Raw genomic sequence first — 18,340 nt, 5'->3', positions numbered from 1 at the left:
CTTAGTAGTCTGCAAAGATAATATCATTTTAATTTATCATAATATTTAATCTCCTTACATTCGATATTTATAAACATATAACTAAAAGAAAATACTGATTTCAGGAAAAATTTTGTTCCTTTGTTAATGGAAGAAATGAAGCATTGGCAACATTTTTTATATGCATACAAATAAATTTTAATGCTAAAATGAAAAAATATATTCTTTTATTACTCACCGGATTATTTACTTTACAAATTTATGCCCAAATAGCATCAAGTGGCCAAAATCAACGTTATTACGATATCAATAAAAATATCGACATTTTCAATTCGGTGTTAAGGGAGTTAGACATGTTTTATGTTGATAGCATAGAGGTAAATAAACTAGTTCAGGGAACAATTCATAACATGCTATCGAGACTCGACCCATATACAGAATATTACTCTGAAGAAAACATTGGTGAACTTCAATATATGACCACTGGCGAATATGCAGGTATAGGAGCTATTATTTCTTACAAAGATGGTCAGGTTATTATCAATGAACCGTACGAGGATTTACCGGCAGCAAAAGCAGGACTAAAAGCGGGTGATGCTATACTTGAGATTAATGGCGAAGATATGCGGGAAGCAACAGTAAAAGAAGTGAGCGATAAGTTAAAAGGAACACCAGGTACGACCATACAATTATTAATTAAACGACCAGGTGAAAAGGAATATAGAACCATAAATATAGTAAGAGAAAAAATTGAAATAGACCCAGTCACTTACTCGGATGTATTCAATGGAAATATTGGTTATTTCCACTTTGGAAGCTTTACTTCCGGTAGCTCTGATAGAGTTAAGGAGACTGTGGAACAACTAAAAAACAAAGGGGCTACGTCGCTAATAATGGACCTTCGAGGTAATGGAGGTGGAATTTTAGACGAAGCTGTAAGTGTTGTGAATTTATTTGTTCCCAAGGGTGAGGAAATAGTATCAACCAAAGGTAAAGTAACTCAATGGGATAGAAGTTATTTCACACAAGACCAACCTCTGGATGAAATAATACCGATAGTAGTACTTATCGATACCGGTTCTGCTTCTGCATCAGAAATAGTTGCAGGAGGACTTCAGGATCTTGATCGAGCAGTTATTGTAGGTAATAGATCATTTGGTAAAGGATTGGTTCAAACACCTCGTGATTTGCCTTATGGTGGAAATATGAAAATTACTACTTCTAAATACTATATTCCCAGTGGCAGGGGTATTCAATCACTAGACTATTCTCATCGAAATCCAGATGGTAGTGTCGCCCGTGTACCTGATTCTTTAACCAATGTATTTTATACCAGAAATGGCAGAGAAGTACGTGATGGTGGTGGTATTACTCCTGATATAACAGTACCTCAGGAAGTTGGTAGTAGGATAGCTTATTATCTCATGGCTGAAAATATAATTTTTGATTATGTTACAGATTGGGCACAAAATCATGAGAAAATTTCAGCTCCAGATCAATTTGAATTGTCCGATACAGACTATGATTCATTTAAAAATTATGTAAAAACAAGGAATTTTGAATATGATAAAATGAGTCAACGGTCTTTGAATCAATTAAAAAGCATCATGGAGTTTGAAGGATACCTAAATATTGCTGCTGAAGAATTTAAAGCACTTGAAGCTAAACTTCATCCTGATATTGACAGGGACCTTGAACTATTTAAAGATTTAATTAAAGATATGATAGAATCTGAAATTGTTCAACGGTATTATTATAAGAAAGGAGTTCTGTTACATCAGTTAGCCAGTGATAAAGTGTTTGAAAAAGCAATAGAGGTTCTTCAAAACAAGGAAATGTATGATGCAATATTAAAACCAATACCTGAAAACATTCCTCCTGTTGAAGAAATCAAGGAAAAACTCAAAGATCGTTACTCTTAGTATTATTGAACCCTATATATCTCAGATTGTTGTTAATAAAGATTTAATCAGATAATTATTAAGTAAAATAATCTATTCGACTATGTTCCCAACAGAGTTTATTATAGGTCTTCTGGCAGCTTCTATTGCAGGCGGTGCAGTAGGACTTGAGCGTGAGACAAGTAACAAAAGTGCAGGTCTAAGAACAAATATGCTGGTATCAGTTGGCTCTTCTGTTTTTGTTATGATTTCAGCCTACTTGATGGAAGGGATACAAACAGGTGATCCTTCCAGAGTAATGGGCCAAATAGTTACCGGTATTGGTTTTCTTGGTGCAGGTGTAATACTTCACAGAGGTACTAATGTTAAAGGATTGACAACAGCTGCAACCATATGGTGTAGTGCTGCACTTGGCTGCCTTGCCGGTTTTGGGTTATACTGGGAGCTTGCAGCTACAACACTATTAATAATCATAATAAATACACTCCTGAGGAAAACTGATATATTATTCAATAATAAGAAGAATAACAAATCTGACGACAATAATAAAAGATTCGAATAAGGCAACTATAATACTTTTGCTATAATAATACCGGTACATGAGCTTCTGCTATTACAGTAGTTGCTTAGTAATTGTTTATCAATTACAATCTCGTTAAGAACAGATGAGGCATGTATAAATTTAAGCTCCCTATCTTTTCTAAATGCAAAACTTACATGTGTGACATCCAGTCCTTCTAAACTTGTAGTAAAACCTACTACTGACATATGTGGTATTAATGAATCTGATTTGGCTATTTTATCCTTTGGTAAATAATAAAAGCCTCCTCTGTCATTAATTTTAGTTTCCACCTTTATTATTTCATTAAGAGTTGTATCATCATCAGTTAATTGATTATATGAAGTACGGTGTTCAGACATGAAGTTTATAATCTTATTGTCCTTCACCCCACCAATTTCACTGGTAATATCTTTCATTATACCATTCTTACTGTTCTCATATATCCAGTCAATTGTATAATGTAATCTAGAATGGTAGCCCAGAATTACTTTATCCCTATATCTGATTGATTTTAGATTATCCGCATAAGCCTCTATAGTAGGTTCTTCCTCTAAAGCTGTCATAGATAAAGCAATAACTGTTTCCACAAAAGTAAAACAATCGAATTCGCGGAAATTCACAGTCAGTTGTTCAACCACATTCTGATCCAAAGTATGAGCCACATAAGGTTTCCCTAGAAAAAACAAAGCAGTTTTTTCCATAATCAGATCCTTACTATTAGATTTCCAAGGCTTTATATATTCAATATAATCATCAAAAACTATCCTGTCCTCAAGTAAAAACTCAGTTTTTACTTGTGCAATTATATTACCTGGTATAATTATTAAAATTAAAGCCAGAATAAATATATTCTCTTTTAAACAAGATAGTTTTTTCATGATTATAATTATTAAAAAATTTTACGACTCAGGTTTATTAGCTTTTGAGATTAGATAGTAATCCATTATTGTCATATATGCCATTGCTTCTACTATTGGAACAGCACGAGGTAATACGCATGGATCGTGACGACCTCTAGCTTTTATTGTTGTATTCTTACCTGTAATATCTACGGTTTGCTGCTCCATCAAAATAGTTGAAACGGGTTTGAATGCAACTCTAAAATAAATATCCTGTCCATTAGAAATACCAGCCTGAATTCCACCTGAATAATTAGTTCTGGTACTTATTGTTCCATTAGAATCGTAAAAAGAATCATTCACTTCAGACCCTTTTTTTGAAACATTAAAGCCCATACCATATTCAAAACCTTTTACTGCATTAATTCCAAGCATTGCAGCACCAAGAGCAGTATGAAGTTTCCCGAAAACAGGTTCACCGAGTCCTACAGGAACTCCTTTAATAACACATGTTATAATTCCACCAATCGTGTCTCCCTGATAACGTGTCTCTTGAATCAGCTTTATCATCAGTTCAGCTACCTCCGGATCGGGACATCGAACAATGTTATCATCAATCTTTGTAAGATCATACATTCTGTAATCATTCTCAAGACCTATATGTCCTACCTGAGATGTATAAGCTTTAACATCAATTCCAAGTTTATCCAGATATAGTTTCGCTACTGCACCACCCACAATACGGGCAATTGTTTCACGTGCAGATGAACGACCACCTCCCCTGTAATCCCTTATACCATACTTCTGATGGTAGGTAAAATCTGCATGTGATGGTCTGTAAGCATCTTTTATATTACTATAGTCATTTGACTGCTGGTTTTCATTTTTTACAATAAAACCAATTGGTGTGCCAGTAGTTTTTCCTTCAAAGACTCCTGAAAGAAACTCTACAGTATCTGATTCCACTCTTGGTGTAGTTATACGTGATTGCCCAGGCCTTCTCCTGTTAAGTTCATTTTGAATAAGATCTAAATCGAGTTCCAAACCAGGAGGGCAACCATCAATTACTCCCCCCACTGCAACACCATGAGATTCACCAAAGGATGTTAACCTGTATAATCTTCCAAATGTATTCATATATTAGCAATTACCACAACCTCCTGAACCACAACCTCCACCATTTGAGCTGCCACAACCGCATGATCCTTCACCTTCTGCACCAGAGCCTTTCGAGCCACAATCGCATGAACCACAACCACAGCCTCCACCAGAGAATAGAGCTGCAATTTCTTCGGCCGAGGCATCTCTAACACCTAATACCTTCCCGGTAAAATACATATTTTCTCCAGCCAGAGGATGATTAAAATCCATTGTTACAATATCCTCCCCTATTTCTACTACTGAACCCATTAATCTATTACCGGAAGAGTCCATCATTGGTACAACATTTCCTTCAAAAAGGATCTCATTATCAATTTTTCCTTCTATCTCGAATATCTTTTTAGGAAGTTCAATTATCTGAGCATCATCATATTCTCCATATGCTTGATCTGGAGTCAAGTGAAAGTTAAACTCATCACCCTGCTCTAATCCTTCAATCTGTTTTTCGAAAGCATCTAGCATCATATTGGCTCCGAATATAAACTCCATCGGTTGTTCCGCTGTAGCTTGCTCCATTAATTCTAGATTATCTCCTTCTCCTACATTCAGGTCATATGAAAGCGTAATATATTTGTTTTCTGAAATTTTCATTGTCTATTATTTTTTTAATTATTTATTTGGATTTGAATATTAACAATCAAGTATAAATGAAGTTTATTTATTAACAGCGTTTTTAAGATTATTGAGAGCTTTTTCAAGTACTTGTTTTGACGTTCCAACATTCAATCTCATAAAGCCCTCGCCTCCTGGACCAAAAATTGTTCCATCATTAAGAGCAAGTCCTGCCTCATTAACAAATAGTTTTTTAAGTTCAGACTGTGAAAGTTTCAAAGAAGAACAGTCAAGCCAAACTAAAAAAGATGCTTCTGGCAGTATAGCTCTTATTTGTGGAATGTTTTTTTTCAAATAACTATCAACAAAATCAACATTACCCTGAACATATGTTAGCATCTCATCAAGCCAGTCATCACACTCATCATAAGCTGCACGGGTAGCCGTATATGCAAATAATGTTCCCTCGTCCAAGCATCTTGGCTTTATATAGCTTAAAAATTTTTCTCTGATTTCTTCATTTGTGATAACTGAAAATGAGCTTACTATCCCGGCAATATTAAAAGTTTTGCTTGGAGCCATTAGGGTGATAGAGTTATTATTTGCCTTATCAGACACTGTTGCAAAAGGTATATGTTTATATCCTGGAAGTGCCAAATCAGAGTGTATCTCATCTGAAATAACCAGAATATTGTTATCGTAACAAATTTCCGCAAGTTCTGCTAGTTCATCATGAGTCCATACTCTCCCGGCAGGATTGTGAGGATTACAAAGTATAAGCATCTTACACTCTTTTTCAGATGCAATCTTGCGTAGTCCTTCAAAATCCATTCTATATTGACCGTTATACTTTATTAACGGATTATTAACCACATTTCGCCCTAAAGAGCTACTCACAATCCTGAAAGGGTGATACACAGGAGGCTGTATAATGATATTATCTCCTTTATCCGTGAATTCATCTATTGCAAAAGCTAAACCTTTTACAACTCCGGGGATATATGTAATATCATCTTTTTCAACACTCCATCCATGTCTTCTTTCAAGCCAATTTATTATTGAATTGAAGTATGATTCTGATTGAATTGTATAACCAAATAACCCATGCTCCACTCTTTTCATAAGAGCTTTGGTGATTGCAGGTGGAGATTTAAAGTCCATATCGGCAACCCACAGTGGAATAAGATCTTCACGTCCGAAAAGCGACTTTAAATTCTCAAGTTTTGAACTTTCTGTATTTGACCTGTCAATTATCTCGTCAAAATTGTATTTCATACCAATAAAAACAATTATCTAATAGTAAACACTCTTTATTATACTTTTATCTTGAGCCCTTTTACCACCCACATAGAGAGATTCAAATGCAAGACCTAACATAAACTGATGAGCATTAGTCCTGGTAATAAGCTCATTAACATCAGTAGCATAATAATCCCACAGATAACCTGTGCGGATTGTTAAATTTTTAAACGGAATATCAACTGTAAAATAGCTTCTCAGTGCCAACTGATTATGAAACGAACCAAAATGCACCGTTCCTTTATCATTTCCTAGTGTAAATATTTCGTAGTAAGAATGTCCATATTCAGGAGAAAAAAACATTCCTGCAAAAGGTGTCGATAACTGCCATCTTAGACTTAGATTACGCAATTTGTATAACACCATAGAAGATAAATTTAAATTGACATATGTTTTGAGTGAGCCTGGATTGTTTGTGTTTCTTACGTTATAAATACCGCCGAACAGTGCTTCAGTTCCTCCACCACCATACAGACGCAATTTCCCTGAATCAATTAGTGGATAAAATATATTTAAATTATAATTTAGATTACCCCAATATTCTGAAGAAGAAAGAGTAGGGTTTTTTGTGATTGCTGTTTGAATTCGAAACTGATTCTGAATTAAAATATTACTTCCATATTTCCTAGATGCTTTGATACGATCATGTAATAGTGAAATTGCAATTCCTTCATATTTTATTGGAGAAAGATAGCTGTCTTCTAAATATGCTTTTCCTATACCTATAAGTGTAGATTGATTAACAGGAATAACTGATTGCTGAGTGGACTCCTGAGAAAATAGCAGACAACTTAAGCTAAACCAAATAAAAACTAAAAAAGGAATCCTTTTCATCTAATATATTTGTTACATATTTGTGGTTTCAAACCATTAATCAAATAGCTTCATCTGACCAGAAATTTCATCTCTCAAATCAGAGTCTGATATATTCTCATTGCCATTTTCACTTCCCTCTTCATCTATCTCCACCTTAGTAGAGCTTTCTTTATTTACTGGTTCCGGGAATCTTACAGGCTCCAATTCAATTACAGTTTCTACCTCAAAATTTGATATTCTCTTACCTTTCGCTTTATAACTTTTTTCACCTATAAACTCTTCAGCATCCAATTCGATTGGTTCACGGAAGCTATCATTGCCTCCAAAGATAGCTTTTACTCTTGGATAAACTACATCTGTCAGCAAAAATAAGCGTGATTCACTATTTTCACCCATAAAGTTGAGTGGTTTCTCAGTTGCATCCATTGTAAAACGCTTGAGATAGGCATATCCCTGATCTGCATCATATAGCGCAGCAGTCCACACTTTATGTTCATCAAATTTCTCCACAATTAGTACGTCATCAGGAAAGTGATTAGAAAGATCAAAGTTACATTTATAGAAATCTCCACTTTTTGTGACTACTAAAATCATATCATCACCCTGGAATTCTCCCAGATATTTTCCTCCACCTTCATAATTGAGTCTAAAGACATCCGGATCATACCAGACTTTTCTTCCCCCTAATGTTGATAGGCCTTTCTGTTTTAATTGAATTCGATGTACATCAGCCTTGGTAAGAATATTTCCAATTGTACCCCTACCCCTGATTTCTATTTCACTAAAATCTTTTTCAAATTGAAGAATACGAAGTCTTGGTTTTGGTTTTAAAATCACTCTAATGGTTTCAGCTTCTCCATTTGGATTAGCACTGAAATATGCAATTCTTGAGCCAGGTTTACCTTTAGTCAAATCATATTCTTTATCTCTTGTAACACCTGTGACAGCAAACCTTTTAATATAATGAGGTGATGTCCTGCCATCTCGATAAACTACATTATAGATAGTTCTTTTGTCGTTCTTTTTAAAAACATTTGCATAAAGTATTCCTTTACCAACAAACATTTTATCGCTCACTTTAACCACTTTATATTTTCCATCTTTGAAAAATACAATAATGTCATCTATATCAGAGCAATTACAAACAAATTCATCCTTTTTAAGACCTGTGCCTATAAAGCCCTCTTCTCTGTTTATATATAGTTTCTCGTTTGCTTCAGCTACTTTAACAGCCTCAATGTTTTCGAAGCTCCTAATCTCAGTCTTGCGTGGGAAATTCTTCCCATAGCGCTCTTTAAGCATAAGGTACCATGAAATAGTATAATCAACCAAATTGTTCAGATTATGATTAATTTCTTCTATTTCTTCAAGAAGTCTGGCAATAAGTTCATCAGATTTACTTGCATTAAACTTCAGAATTCTTGCCATTTTAATCTCCATAAGCTTATGGATATCATCACGATTTATTTCTCTTATAAATGATGGTTTATAGGGTTCTAAACGTTTATCGATATGAGCAATAGCTATATCCATATCTTTAGCGTTTTCAAACTCTTTATCCTTATATATACGCTCTTCTATAAATATTTTTTCGAGTGATGCAAAAAGATGGGCTTCCTGCTTCTCACCTCTTTCAATCTCCAGTTCCAGCTTTAACAGATCTTTAGTTCTGTTTACCGATGCAATCAACACATCGCTTACAGTAAGAAAATGTGGTTTATCATTATCGATAACACAACAGTTAGGAGATATACTTATTTCGCAATCAGTAAATGCATACAATGCATCTATAGTCTTATCCGATGATACACCTGGTGCCAACTGTACATGTATTTCTACTTCCTGTGCGGTTATATCATCTACTCTCCTTATTTTTATTTTTCCCTTTTCATTAGCTTTAAGTATTGAGTCTACCAGTCCTGAAGTAGTTCTTCCATATGGTACATCTTTAATTACCAGAGTCTTACTATCCAGCTTAGTAATTGTTGTACGCACCTTCACACTACCTCCACGCTCACCATCGTTATATTTCTCCACATCAATATACCCCCCAGTTTGGAAATCAGGATAGAGCTTAAATGACTTACCTTGCAGGTAAGCAACTGAAGCATCACAAAGCTCATTAAAGTTGTGTGGTAAAATTCTTGAAGAAAGACCTACGGCAATACCTTCGGCTCCTTGCGCAAGAAGAAGTGGAAATTTCGCCGGAAGAGTAATCGGTTCTTTATTCCTGCCATCATATGATGGTTTCCATTGAGTAGTCTTAGGGTTAAATAAAACTTCCAGTGCAAATTTGGATAAACGAGCTTCAATATAACGAGGTGCTGCAGCACTATCCCCGGTAAGTATATTTCCCCAGTTACCCTGAATGTCTACTAACAGATCCTTTTGCCCCAACTGCACTAATGCATCACCAATAGATGCATCACCATGTGGATGAAACTGCATCGTATTACCAATAATGTTGGCAACTTTATTAAAACGACCGTCTTCTATGCGCTTCATTGAATGCAAAATACGACGCTGAACCGGTTTCAAACCATCTGAGATATGTGGAACAGCACGCTCGAGTATTACATACGAAGCGTAGTCCAGAAACCAATTCTGATACATCTTTGATAAGTTTAGAGTACTGTCTTCGCCCAACCTTACAGGCACTCTCGAATTTGTACCGACCCCTGAGGAAAAACTTATCTCTAATTCATCATCCTGCAAGTTTACATCTTCATTGTTCTGCAGGTCGTCATTATTTTCTATAATATCGTCGTTGTTAATCTTTTTAGAAGACATATGTCAATTAAATAAACAGATATTTACTCCCTGAAAAGGAAGTACACATAGTTTTTTTGGTGTAAATTATTTGCTTAAAACTGCTCAAAGATATGAAAAAATGGGTTAATTTCAAAATTGATTAAATTATCAAATAAGTTGATAAATGCTACATTTGAACTGATATTTCGACAACTGCAATCACAACTTTCACAATTTTAATTATTTTTGCTTCATAATTAAAGGAAGAAAGCTTTCATTATTGTTGTATAATAAGAGATATCAATTTCTTAAATAATAAACAGACCAAAGAATTAACTAAACAGCATAGCTATGGGAAAAATTAGAATACCAAAGTCATTAATTAAAACATCACTGATATTTTTTGCAGTTTCATTTATAATATCATGTGGAAGTGTACCATTTACAGGCAGAAGGCAGTTACAGTTGGTTTCAAATGACGAGGTCATTGCACTTAGTCTGCAACAGTACCAGGAATTTATGCGTACTGCTCCTGTAGAACGTGGCACAGCATCGGCACAAATGGTAAACCGTGTTGGTAACAGGATAGCTAAAGCCGTTGAAACTTTTTATAAAAGCAATGGTTATGAATCTGAACTAAAAAATTATGCCTGGGAATTCAATCTGGTAGCCGACAAGAGTGTAAATGCTTTTGCAATGCCCGGTGGCAAAGTTGTTGTATACACAGGATTATTGCCTGTCACACAAACGGAAGAAGCTTTAGCTGTCGTTATTGGTCACGAAATTGCACATGTTATTGCTCAGCACTCTAATGAACGAATAAGTCAACAGGTTGCTTTACAGTATGGGGGTGCAATTGCAGGTGGACTCCTTGGAAATTCAGAGTCAACTCGACAAATCGCTTCTACAGTGTTTGGTCTTGGTGCTCAATATGGAGTAATGATGCCTTATGCACGAAAACAAGAACTCGAATCTGATGAAATAGGTGTAATAATTATGGCTATTGCAGGATACGACCCAAGAGTGGCAATACCCTTTTGGGAAAGAATGGCTCAAGCATCAGGAGGTGCGGGAGTACCCGAAGTATTAAGTACACATCCTGCAGATAGCAGAAGAATTGAACGACTTACAGCAATTATGCCTACTGCGCTACAATACTACAAAGGTTCGGGAGTTCAAAATGAAACAACCGAACCAATTAAAACTAAAGCTCCAGTACCTGTAGAAACAAATAAAGCCAGAACATCCGAAGAGTGGACGTTTTAGCCTCTCAACCGGTTTAAAGACTGCACTAAAGCCTCATCCGAACCTATTCTCCTTATTGCCAAAATTGTTAGGATGATGGCTATTAAAGGCATTATTAAACCAACACCAATTTTATTAAAAAGGAGCTCTTCTACTGAATATACTTTGTAGAAAATAAATCCAAAAAACAGATAGAATCCAATCATCAATACAAGATTGAAAATGGATAGTCTTATCTGCAACATTCTCTTTTTGTATAAAAAGATAGTAATTAAAGCCAGCACTGAACTACCTATACTGATAGCAAACAGACCCCATGTGGAGTCATTTAATGTTCCATTCAGGTAAATACCCATAGACTCGAAAACAACCTCTTCACTATAATTATAATTAAAGGTTGCTAATGGAGTTGAAGATGCAATCAGCATTGCTGCAGCTGCCAGAACCAGGAAAATTGTTTGAATACGTTGAAACATATTTCAGAACAAATCTTTTTCTTTCGAAGGGTTACGATAATAAATTTCGTTCTCTTTCCACTCTTCAATTGCAAGCAATGAAGGTTTAGGGAGTTTTTCGTAGAATTTGGATATCTCAATCTGTTCGTGGTTTTCAAAAACCTCTTCCAAATTATCACTATATGAAGCAAACTCCTGAAGTTTTGAATCAAGATCCTGTTTCATATCTATGCTAATCTGATTAGCTCTTTTACCAATAATTCTAACCATCTCATAAACATTTCCAACCGGTTCTGACAATTTCATTACGTCACGGGTTTCTGTATTTGAGCTTGCGGCTATTTTTCTGTAATCCATATTTTATATTGAATGTTAATTTAAAATCAAGTTGTAGGCAAAACATCTATTTTGCTTTGTGCTTCTTTATAATATTCTTCGGCTTCAGCTATATACTTTCCATTTGGGAATGTATTGGTATAGTTAAAATACTCATCAACAACCATTCGATAACGTTCAGGTTGTGCCTGCAATGTACTTCTCTGTGCGAATTCATACCTTGCACGCAGTATTGTAATCTGATACTCCTCCATATATATTGAAAATGGATAGCTTTTCATTGCTTCCCTGGCAGTAATAACTGCTGATTCATAGTTATTACCCATATAATTACCAAGGTTCAAATACAACTGAGCAGCAAGTAGTTCTTTATAAGCCAGTTTCTCCTGTAATTCAAACAGATAATTCTTTGCTTGCTCAGCACGTTCTGTCTGAGGATATCTTTCTATATATTTCTGAAACTCTGCAATTGCTTTGTATGTCTTTGTTTGATCTAATCTAGCGTCAGGAGAGTCGAGATACATCCCGTAGGCTGAATAAAACAAAGCAGCTTCGGCATATTCACCATTTGGATATGTGTTGTAGTAAGTAGTAAAAACTTCAGTTGCCGAAAAATAGTCTCTTGAGTTATAATGACTCTGTGCTAACAAATACAACGATTCTTCAGCTTGTGCAGTACCTTTCATAAAAGCAACAAGCTCTTCAAGCAGTGTTACACTACGACTATACTTACCCTCTTCGAAATATTTTTTAGCATAGCTATACTTCAAATCCCTATCGGTACTTTTCAAAATTTTATTGTACTCGCTGCACGAACCGAGGGCAATAGCGAACATCAAAAAAAAGATAAGTTTAAGTTTCATCTTGTTACAAGTCGGTTTAAGTTCGCAAATTTACTTAATCTTTCTCATTTAAAGGTATCTTAATCCTATTTTATTCTATTTTAGGATTTTTTTGATACAAAATCTAATATACTATCTATATATCTACGGTCATTTGACAGCTTGGGAACTTTGTTCTGACCTCCAATTTTCTCCCTTTGTTTCATCCAGCTATAGAAGACACCTTTCTCTAATGATCTGACAACAGGGATATTTAATGATAGATTATAAGAACGTTTAGCTTCATAGTCTGAATTAAGCTTTTTAAGGCTCTCATCCAGCAACAATGTGAATTCCTTCAAATCATTCGGCTCAGTTTCAAACTCGATTAACCACTCATGAGCACCATTATGACTTTCCGAAAAATATACCGGTGCAGCAGTATATTCATTAACTTTTGCTCCTGTCTTAAGACAAGCTTCTTCAATTGCCTTATCTGCATTGTCCACAATCAATTCTTCCCCAAATGCATTTATGAACTGTTTTGTACGTCCTGTTAGTCTGAAGAGATAGGGGTTGATTGATGAAAATTGTACTGTATCTCCAATCTTATAACGCCAAAGACCTCCACTTGTAGAAATTACCATTGCATACTGCCTTCCAATTTCAACTCCTTCTAATGGAACAGTCTGAGGATTTTCTTTATCCCACTCTTCAACAGGAATAAATTCATAATACACTTCATTATCCAAAATAAGCAGCATATCACTCGATTCAGGTGTAAACTGAACACCAAAAAAACCTTCTGATGCATTATAGGTTTCCCAGTAATTCATTTTATCAGATGGGATAAGTTTATTAAACTGAGATCTGAATGGAATAAAACTCACCCCTCCGTGAAAAAACACTTCAATATTTGGCCATATATCGGTGATGGATCTACCAGTTTCTTCAACAATCTTTTTTAATAAAACAAGCATCCACGAAGGCACACCAATGAGAGCACGTATATCAGTTTTTTTTGAATATTCTGCAAGCTTTTCCAGCTTCTCCTCCCAATCAGGAAGCAGGGCAATCTCTTCGGGTGTCCTTCTTTTTTTTACAGCTCTTGGAAGATTCTTCATCAGAATAGCAGAAATATCCCCAGTATATATACTATCACCTATCATATTAACCTGCTGACTACCCCCCATCACCAATGTTTTTCCCAAAACAAATGTCGTTTCTGGATGATGAACTGCGTAAGTTCCAAGCATATGGTAACCTGCACGATAATTCCCATTATAAAGAGACTCTTTAGTTACAGGGATATATTTACTTTTATCTTCAGTTGTACCTGAAGACATCGCGAACCACTTTACCGGTGTGTCCCAAAGTACATTCTCTTTTTTATCTACGATTATTTTATTCAGATATGGTCTTAACTCTTCATATGATATTACAGGCACATTCTTATTAAACCCACTGTAGTTTTTAATATTAGCGAAACCCATTTTTTTTCCATAAAGAGTGTTCTGACCATGTTCCAAAAGATATTGTAGTGTTCGCAGCTGTGTGTCTAGTGGATTCTCCAAGAAACTTTCCACAGGTTTGTAATAAGAGTTTAGTATCGATCGTGCTATTCTTTGAATCATCCTTTTCCTGAAAATTGTGGGGCAAAGGTAAACAGGAGTTTCATTAAACTGAAAAATAATTTCACAATTTAAAATAAAAAAAATCTATTTATCCTATTCGGCTTATTTTTCGAAGTCTTTCTTCATCGATTATTTTTATTTTTCTCCCATCTACAGCTATGATTCTTTCATTAGCAAAATTCGATAGCGTCCTGATGGCATTTGAGGTTGTCATATTTGATAAACTTGCCAGATCCTCACGGGCGAGGTAAATATTTATTGTTGCACCATCCTCTTCCAAACCATAGCTTTCTTTAAGGAATATCAATGATTCAGCCAGACGTCCCCGTACATGTTTTTGAGTTAAGTTTACAACTCGTTGATCTGCTATACCCAGGTCAACCGAGAGCATCTGGATGAAGAACATGGCAAGGTCCCCATTTTTTCTAAGAAAAGACTCAATTAGTTCCATGGGTATCATGCAAACTGTGCAGGATTCAAATGCAGATGCAGCAGTAACATACGGTTCTCTTGCAAAATATGCTCGATAACCGAAATACATAAAAGGGCGTATTATCCGGATTATCTGACTTCTCCCACCTACCCCACTTTTGAATATTTTTACCTTTCCTTTGAAGAGGCACATGAGGTCTTTAGGAGTTTCATCCTCAAGATAAATAAGTTCGTTTTTCTTAAAATTAAGTACACGAGCGTTTTCACGTAAAAGATTACGCTCAGCATCAGACAACATTCTCCAAATCTCTGGCAATGTTGATGACAAATCGATTAATTCTTTACTCTTTCCTGGCATGAGTGCTGCAGAACTATGTTCTAGAACACAAATATATAAGTTTTTTTTAAGTGTTGAAAAAAATAATTTCTTTATTTAGAAGAAAGTACTGTTAAATATATATGTCTCATATCAAAAAAAACAGAATTATTTAAAAAAAAATGTAAGTTTGTATTTGTATGAATAGAGGTAAGATAATACAAACTATACTTTTTTTGTTAATCTCACTGAGTTGTTTTGCATCCGAGTCTCTTCCTCTGGATACATTACTTATAAGAGTGATGAATGCTGCAGAAAAATATAATGACTTGGTGGAAAGCTATTCCGCCGAAGTCTATACCCGTTCATATGTTGAAACAAAAGAAAAAAATTTCCTATATAAATATACTCATCTGATCCCACAATTTGTTATTCATGATCCTCACAACGACAATGCTTTAATAGAAACAATAAGTAACTACAGATTCGACTATCCAAATAACTATGTACAGGATATTAAACACGTTTCAGGAACTATATCAAGTAAAAAAGATATTGAGTCAATTCCATTTAAACTTATAAATATTAACATATACGGTGAAACAACAAATGATGAGAGTTTTTTCATGCCATTACGATTTAGTACAGCTAAATATTACAACTATCAATTATCTAAAACCTTCACAGAGAACAACAAAACATACTATTATATACACTATACCCCTATTTATGAAAACACTAAACTATTAGAAGGTTATTTTATAATTGAGAGAGGTACATGGAGAGTGATTTTTTTCAGAGGTGAGGGAGTGGATATTTTTTCTGACTTCTCCTTTGAAATGACTATGGGTAACGAGTGGATAACCAATTATCTGCCAGTTAACCTGATAATATATCAAACTACATCTTATTTGGGGAACAAACTTGCATCAAGACACCTTGCAAATATAAATTATAATGAGATAGAGCTTAGAAGTATTACTGAGCCTGAAAGATCTTTGAATATCAGTGATTTTTATAAGATAAGGCTCGACTCAGTTCCTGTAAGAAGTGACACTGCTTTTTGGAATACCCACAGACCAATTCCTTTACAAGCACAAGAAAAAGAGGTTTTACTTAATTACCTGCAGAGTTTAAAAGAGAAAGAATCTGACAAAGCAAATGGTAATAATTTAGAAGATCCCAAAATTGCGCAACAACTGGCTCAAAGAATGGTTATGAACTCCAGTTACAAATATAAATCGGTGAGGTTGGGATATTCGGGACTTTTTAATCCATTAATGTTGGGATATTCTACAAGGGATGGTCTAACCTATCGTCAGAAATTATCATTCAATATTGACTTAAGTCACAACCGTACTGTAAAAATTGATGCATTTGCCGGGTATATGTTTCGGAGAAAGGAGTTTTTTACTGATTTAACAACAACTTGGAACTACAACCCCTTTCGCTTAGGTAGCGCATCAATTTCATTAGGTAATGGTAATCCTACATACAGTTCACTATTTGTAGATCAGATACAGGATAGTCTTAAAAATAAGGGGCTTTCTTTTGAAGATATATCCCTTTTTTACTACAAAGATTACTACATTAAACTATTTAATACTATGGAGTTGACAAATGGTCTTCTTCTTCAAACAGGTATTGATTATCATATCAGAAAAAGCAAAAACACTCCTACTCTGCTCCGATCCACAAATAGCGCGATTGAACCAATAGAAGATATGTTTGGTACAAAAAGATCATTTGCACCATTTGTAAGAGTAAGTTGGACACCAAGACAGTATTACAGATATGAAGGTAGACAAAAAATATATGTAAGATCCTCATTTCCAACATTTAAAGCAGAGTTATCCAGGAGTTTCAAGGACATATTAGGAAGCACCTCAATTTTTAATCGTGTGGAGTTTGATATTAGTCAGAATATCCCAATTGGTTTAATGCATTCATTTCAGTACCATTTGGGCGCAGGTCGTTTTATAAACCAAAAAACTGAATACTTTGCAGACTTTGTTTACTTCGCAAAAAACAATTTCCCTGAAAACTGGAATGATGGTTTAGGAGGGGTTTTCAACCTGTTAAGCAGAGATTTATACAATGCCTCTGACTCATACATTCAGGCGCACTTCATGTACGAAACCCCATTCTTGATATTGAAGAATATCCCTTTTGTATCTGATTTTGCAGATAAGGAAAGAATCTATATTAGTCAGTTGTATACTCCTCAAATTATTTCATATACAGAGTTAGGCTATGGAATTGGTAATAGATATTTTAATGCAGGTATATTCGGCTCTTTTCACAAAACCGATTTTCGTCATATAGGTGTACGAGCAGCGTTTGAATTTTGAACCTTAAATTAATATCTTTGTAAAAAATATATTCTGATGATCTGTTTCCCAAACGCAAAAATAAATTTAGGACTACAAATCGTATCTCGCAGACAAGATGGTTATCATAATCTGGAGACAATTTTTTATCCAATCGAACTAAAAGAAGGATTGGAAATTACTTCAGCTTCCAAATCAGATGAATTAAATACTCAAAATAAGTTTCGTCTATTTACTTACGGGGATAAAATTACTGGCTTAGCAGAAAACAACCTGGTAGTCAAAGCTTTGAATCTAGTCACACAAGAGAAAGAAATACCGGCAATTGATATTCATCTTCTTAAAAGAATACCATCAGGTGCCGGACTAGGTGGAGGTTCATCAGATGCAGCTTTTATGTTAAAGCTATTGAACGAATCTTTCGAACTTGGTTACTCAATTGACGATTTGATGATAAAAGCTTCTAAAATAGGAGCCGATTGCCCATTTTTTCTTCATAATAAACCTCTATTGGCTACAGGAGTTGGTGATCAATTCGAAGCTGTTGATGTTAACCTAAAGGGCTATTATCTAATGTTAGTAAAGCCTGATTTATCAGTTAATACTAAAGAGGCATACTCAATGATAGTCCCCAAACAACCTGAGCATTCTTTAAAGGATATAATTCAGAGACCTTTTGCTGAATGGAACGAGTTAATGATAAATGATTTCGAAACACCTATATTTAAAAAATATCCCGAAATTTGTAATATTAAGAATCAATTACTTGAAATGGGAGCTCTATATGCATCTATGAGTGGATCTGGTTCATCTTTGTATGGTATCTTCAAAAATAAACCTGATTCAAAAGGTATGTTTAAGAACTATTTTGTATGGTGTGACAAACTAAATTAATGAGAAAAGTAAATTAA

The 18,340-nt window shown here is 34.9% G+C and carries 16 protein-coding genes; 5 read left to right on the top strand and 11 right to left on the bottom strand.

The features are described 5' to 3' along the window. Positions 1–188: 188 nt before the first annotated feature. A complete protein-coding gene (locus BN1354_RS03065) occupies positions 189–1,901 on the top strand; it encodes a S41 family peptidase (RefSeq protein ID WP_053826211.1) in 1,713 nt (570 codons plus the stop codon). Between the two features lie 82 nt (positions 1,902–1,983). Then, positions 1,984–2,442: an MgtC/SapB family protein gene (locus BN1354_RS03060; RefSeq protein WP_045090913.1), complete on the top strand. Its 459-nt coding sequence runs from the start codon at positions 1,984–1,986 to the stop codon at positions 2,440–2,442. Positions 2,443–2,447: 5 nt separating this feature from the next. Here BN1354_RS03060 and BN1354_RS03055 read toward each other — a convergent pair whose 3' ends face one another. The 6 genes from BN1354_RS03055 to BN1354_RS03030 form a co-directional block, all read right to left on the bottom strand. Continuing rightward, positions 2,448–3,320: an N-acetylmuramoyl-L-alanine amidase-like domain-containing protein gene (locus BN1354_RS03055; protein ID WP_052673163.1), complete on the bottom strand. Its 873-nt coding sequence runs from the start codon at positions 3,318–3,320 to the stop codon at positions 2,448–2,450. A gap of 21 nt (positions 3,321–3,341) precedes the next feature. Further along, the gene (gene aroC / locus BN1354_RS03050) at positions 3,342–4,418 is read right to left on the bottom strand and encodes a chorismate synthase (protein ID WP_045089766.1); all 1,077 of its coding nucleotides are present in this window, start codon (positions 4,416–4,418) and stop codon (positions 3,342–3,344) included. 3 nt (positions 4,419–4,421) lie between these two features. After that, on the bottom strand, positions 4,422–5,033 hold the full coding sequence (locus tag BN1354_RS03045; RefSeq protein WP_045089767.1) for an FKBP-type peptidyl-prolyl cis-trans isomerase: 612 nt from the start codon (positions 5,031–5,033) through the stop codon (positions 4,422–4,424). Between the two features lie 63 nt (positions 5,034–5,096). After that, complete coding sequence (locus tag BN1354_RS03040; protein ID WP_053826210.1) at positions 5,097–6,269, bottom strand: MalY/PatB family protein; 1,173 nt, start codon at positions 6,267–6,269, stop codon at positions 5,097–5,099. Between the two features lie 18 nt (positions 6,270–6,287). Beyond that, positions 6,288–7,127 carry a DUF3316 domain-containing protein gene (locus BN1354_RS03035; protein ID WP_045089769.1) on the bottom strand — a complete coding sequence of 280 codons (840 nt, stop codon included), beginning with the start codon at positions 7,125–7,127 and terminating at the stop codon, positions 6,288–6,290. A gap of 36 nt (positions 7,128–7,163) precedes the next feature. Next, positions 7,164–9,899: a DNA gyrase/topoisomerase IV subunit A gene (locus BN1354_RS03030; RefSeq protein WP_053826209.1), complete on the bottom strand. Its 2,736-nt coding sequence runs from the start codon at positions 9,897–9,899 to the stop codon at positions 7,164–7,166. Between the two features lie 312 nt (positions 9,900–10,211). Here BN1354_RS03030 and BN1354_RS03025 point away from each other — a divergent pair, with 312 nt between their 5' ends. Then, a complete protein-coding gene (locus BN1354_RS03025) occupies positions 10,212–11,126 on the top strand; it encodes a M48 family metallopeptidase (protein WP_053826208.1) in 915 nt (304 codons plus the stop codon). Here the strand turns inward: BN1354_RS03025 and BN1354_RS03020 are convergent. From BN1354_RS03020 to BN1354_RS03000, 5 genes are all read right to left on the bottom strand, one after another. Continuing rightward, complete coding sequence (locus BN1354_RS03020; protein WP_045089772.1) at positions 11,123–11,581, bottom strand: DUF4293 domain-containing protein; 459 nt, start codon at positions 11,579–11,581, stop codon at positions 11,123–11,125. The two genes, BN1354_RS03025 and BN1354_RS03020, sit on opposite strands and share 4 nt — an antisense overlap. A gap of 3 nt (positions 11,582–11,584) precedes the next feature. Next, positions 11,585–11,917 carry a DNA-directed RNA polymerase subunit omega gene (locus BN1354_RS03015; protein ID WP_045089773.1) on the bottom strand — a complete coding sequence of 111 codons (333 nt, stop codon included), beginning with the start codon at positions 11,915–11,917 and terminating at the stop codon, positions 11,585–11,587. Between the two features lie 26 nt (positions 11,918–11,943). Next, positions 11,944–12,759 (bottom strand): outer membrane protein assembly factor BamD, encoded by an 816-nt coding sequence (locus BN1354_RS03010; protein WP_045089774.1) that lies wholly within the window; start codon positions 12,757–12,759, stop codon positions 11,944–11,946. Positions 12,760–12,839: 80 nt separating this feature from the next. Continuing rightward, a complete protein-coding gene (locus BN1354_RS03005; protein ID WP_045089775.1) occupies positions 12,840–14,351 on the bottom strand; it encodes a GH3 auxin-responsive promoter family protein in 1,512 nt (503 codons plus the stop codon). Between the two features lie 88 nt (positions 14,352–14,439). Further along, positions 14,440–15,081 (bottom strand): Crp/Fnr family transcriptional regulator, encoded by a 642-nt coding sequence (locus tag BN1354_RS03000; protein WP_394331724.1) that lies wholly within the window; start codon positions 15,079–15,081, stop codon positions 14,440–14,442. Positions 15,082–15,299: 218 nt separating this feature from the next. Here BN1354_RS03000 and BN1354_RS02995 point away from each other — a divergent pair, with 218 nt between their 5' ends. Together BN1354_RS02995 and ispE are read left to right on the top strand one after the other, a co-directional pair. Next, positions 15,300–17,450: a DUF5686 family protein gene (locus tag BN1354_RS02995; protein WP_053826207.1), complete on the top strand. Its 2,151-nt coding sequence runs from the start codon at positions 15,300–15,302 to the stop codon at positions 17,448–17,450. 36 nt (positions 17,451–17,486) lie between these two features. Continuing rightward, entirely contained in the window at positions 17,487–18,323 is an 837-nt protein-coding gene (gene ispE / locus BN1354_RS02990; RefSeq protein WP_053826206.1) for a 4-(cytidine 5'-diphospho)-2-C-methyl-D-erythritol kinase, read from the top strand. Positions 18,324–18,340: the final 17 nt, after the last annotated feature.

This window comes from Lascolabacillus massiliensis, assembly GCF_001282625.1.
GTDB classification, from domain to species: domain Bacteria; phylum Bacteroidota; class Bacteroidia; order Bacteroidales; family Dysgonomonadaceae; genus Proteiniphilum; species Proteiniphilum massiliensis.
The sequence above is the reverse complement of the archived record's forward strand: the minus strand, read 5'-3'. Positions and strand labels throughout refer to the sequence as shown.